The sequence below is a fragment of the Planctomycetota bacterium genome (genome assembly GCA_035384565.1).
Taxonomy (GTDB): Bacteria; Planctomycetota; PUPC01; order DSUN01; family DSUN01; genus DAOOIT01.
The window spans coordinates 1-3,448 of sequence record DAOOIT010000147.1 but is presented as its reverse complement, the minus strand read 5'-3'; the positions used below and the strand labels follow the sequence as shown (position 1 = coordinate 3,448).

Genomic DNA, 3,448 nt, shown 5'->3' with positions numbered 1-3,448 from the left:
CGCCCTGTCGCGCATCGAAGACATGCACCCGCGCACCGTCCGCCAGGACGGCAAGGGCGACTTCACCTCCATCCAAGCCGCCATTGATGCCGCGCCGGCGAATAGTCTGATCGAGATACAAGACAGCGCCACGTACTACGAGAAGGTGATTATACCCCCCGCCGCAAAGGGGTTGGTTCTCAGGGGAAGGAAAGGGTCCTGGCCGGTCATATCGTCACGCATGCCGGACAGGAGGTACAACTACCTTGTGTCGGTTCAGGCTCCGGACGTGAGCATGGAGGGCATGATCATCACCCATTGCGCCCCACCCGAAGGCCACGCCTACGAGAACGCGGCCATTCATGTGGGAGCGGCACACCTCCGCTTGCGCTCCAGCCTTGCCTATGCCTTCAACGGCTTGGCCGTCTACTCGTTCCGTGAGACCCAGGCAGAGGCGTGCGTCTTGATGGGGCCGCAGTGGGGTGTTTTCACCAGCCATGCGCCCTTAACCGCCACGAACTGCCTGATGATCGGGAGAGGGGGTGGGGATGGCGGCATGAAGTTGAGACTCAGCGTTCTGACAGGCAAGCTGAACTCCGGCAAGCAACCGACTACGGCCATTGACTCCGTGATCGGACAGGTCCAAGCAGTGCCAGATCTGCAGCCCTCTGTCGAACACTGTGTTCTCTCGGGTAGCCCGCCGTACGTGGGCGAGACCAAGCCGGGCAAGAACTGCATCATCGCGGATCCCCAATTCCGCGACCCGGACAATCTGGACTACCGTCTGAAGCCGACGAGTCCTTGCCGCAAGAAGGCGAGCGATGGGGGGGACATCGGGTGCCGGTTCACGCCGGAGATGATCGAGTTGCTGGAGAAGGCGCTGGAGCTGAGGAAGAAGGGGATCATCAAGTTCTGAGGAAGCCTCAAGCTGCAAGCGCCAAGCCGAAAGCTCCAGCAGAATCCGCCGACAGCGACTTGCATCGCCGGCGACGTCGTGTTGAAATGGGGGCATGAGTCGCCTCCGCCTCCTGGCCGCAACTGTGCTCGTGGCCCTGGCGCCTCCGCTGCGCGGCGCGGCCACGCTGCCGCTGGTGCTCGATGCCTCGCACCGGGCGCAGTTCGACGAGCGGGGCGTCTGGCACCTGGAACGCGATGGCGGCATCCTCCTGTCGCAGTGCAGCCTGCGCCTGTGGGCGCAGGGGGGCTACCAGACCCAGTCCAATGCGCGTCTCGCCTCGCCGCCCGCCGAAGGCCCCGCGGGCCGCTCGTTCCACGGCCTGCTTCGCGCCGGGCAACGCCAGGTCGAGTACTGGCAGTCGGTCACGCCCATCCCGAACGGCGTGCTGGTGAATTACGCCATCGCGGCGCCCGACCTGGCCGATGCGGAAGAGGTGGCGGCCTGCTTCGACCTGCCGCTGGCCACGTTCGCCGGGGCCTCCTGCACCGTTGGCGCGGGCTCTCCCGTCGCGCTGCCGGCCGAGAAGGCGGCTCAGCCGCGCCTCATCGAGCAGGACTCGACGGCGTTCAGCGTGCAGCGTAATGGCTTGACGGTTTCATGCCTGCGCCGGCCCGCGGGCAAGATCATCGTGCAGGACGCGCGGCACTGGGGCAATCCGTGGTTCGAGGTGCAGTTCTACGCTCGCCGAGCCGTCGGGGACCCGCCGGGCTGGCGGTCGCTGAGCTTCGTGCTGTCGTTCGGCAAGCCGCCCGAGGGCCCCGTCGTCGCGGCCGTGGTGCCGGGCAGCCAGCATGTGGCCTGCGGCCAGTTCCATGAGGCCGAGCTGCTGCTGTGGGCGCCGTATGAGAATCCCTTCGACCCGGCGCAGGTGGCCGTGTCGGCCGAAGTCCAGGCCCCGAGCGGTCCAGAGCCCAAGGCGGCTGCCCTCCACGCCGGCTTCTACACGCGTGATTATGTGCGGACCCAGGAGCAGGGTGCCGAGCGCCTGAGGCCCGTGGGCCTGGGGCGTTGGCGGGTGCGCATCACGCCCACGGAGCCGGGAGCTCACACCTGCGTGCTGAGGGTGGCGGCCGGCGGCAGGACAGCGGCGTCGAAGCCGTTCACCTTCGCCGCCACGCCGGGCGACGGGCAACGGTTCCTCTTCGCACCAAAGGCCAACGGACGCTACCTCGAGCGCGCCCCCGGCGAGCCGGTGTTCCTGATCGGCCACAATTGGTGCTGGCCGCCGGCGACGGAAGGCACGTATGCGAGCGACGCGGCCCTGGCCCGCATGGTCGCGGCCGGCCTCAACGCCACCCGCTTCTGGCTGTGCACGTGGGGCGTGCACGTGGAGGGCGACCGCCCCGACGACTACCGCCTCGACGACGCGTGGCGGCTCGACCGGATTCTCCAGACGGCGCGCGAGCGTGGCGTCTACGTGCAGCTTTGCCTCGACAACTTCCGCGACCTGGGCTCGGGGGACGGCGCCGCCCGCAACCCCTACCTCGCGCGGAATGGCGGCCCATGCCAGGCTCCGGCCCAGTTCTTCACCCACCCCAGAGCCATCGAGCAATACCAGCGCCGCCTCCGCTACCTGGCCGCGCGCTACGCGCCCTTCACCAGCCTCCTGGCGTGGGAGCTGTTCAGCGAGATCACGTCGGCAACCGACACGCCCCACGACCCCGCCGTGCTTGCCTGGGTCCGGGCGTCTGCCGCTCAGGTCAAGACGCTGGACCCGTACAGCCATCCCGTCACGATCAGCCTGGGCCTCCGTGCAACCTGGGACGACTTGTGGCGCCTGCCGGAGATTGACCTGGTGCAGGCGCACACCTACATCCCCCGCCCCGTGGGCCAGGCGCGTGCCGAGGCGCTGGACGCCGCGGCCCTCGTGCTCGCCCAGAGGGATGCCCTCGAGCCGTTCGGCAAGCCCACGCTCATCACCGAGTTCGGCTTCCTGGGCACCCGTGACTTCAATCCCCTGAACGAGGCCGACAAGACGGGCGTGCACCTTCACGCGGCGCTGTGGGCCTCGGCCCTGGGCGGCTGCGCCGGCACTGCCATGCACTGGTGGTGGGAGAGCTACCTGGCCGACCGCGACCTCTACTACCACTACACCGCTCTGGCAAACTTCCTGCGCGGCGTGGAACTGCCGGCGGCGCACTGGAGCCCCGTGCGCAGCAACGGGGACTCGCCCCTGCTCGTCGTGGGCTCCAGGAGCGAGGACGCCGGGCTGCTCTGGATCCGCCGCCGCGAGAACACCTGGTACCGCCGAGCCGTCGAGGGGCGGGACCCGGTGGCCATCGGCCGGGCCGCTGTCGAACTGGCCGGAATGTCTGACGGGCGCTACCGCGTGGAGTGGTGGGACACCTATAACGGCGAGCCGCTGGGACACGCCGTCGCCGCAACCGACCGGGGCACGCTCACCCTCCGGCCGCCCGAGCGCCTGCCCGAGGTGGCCTGCAAGGTCCGCCGACTGCCCGACTAGGAGCCTGTCCGAGAATCCGCGTGAGGCTGCGACGCCGCCGATTCGGG

General features: G+C 68.8%; 2 protein-coding genes. Both read left to right on the top strand.

Going from position 1 to position 3,448, the window contains the following annotated elements; genetic code table 11:
- The first annotated feature begins 22 nt into the window (after positions 1-22).
- Positions 23-895, top strand: coding sequence for a hypothetical protein (locus PLE19_23940; protein HPD18000.1), 873 nt, complete (start codon positions 23-25; stop codon positions 893-895).
- A gap of 94 nt (positions 896-989) precedes the next feature.
- Positions 990-3,401 carry a hypothetical protein gene (locus PLE19_23935; protein ID HPD17999.1) on the top strand — a complete coding sequence of 804 codons (2,412 nt, stop codon included), beginning with the start codon at positions 990-992 and terminating at the stop codon, positions 3,399-3,401.
- Positions 3,402-3,448 lie beyond the last annotated feature (47 nt).

Excerpts from the sequence above, each read along its gene's own strand:
- PLE19_23940 (HPD18000.1), top strand. The coding sequence starts at position 23 with ATGCACCCGCGCACCGTCCGCCAGGACGGCAAGGGCGACTTCACCTCC.
- PLE19_23935 (HPD17999.1), top strand. The coding sequence starts at position 990 with ATGAGTCGCCTCCGCCTCCTGGCCGCAACTGTGCTCGTGGCCCTGGCG.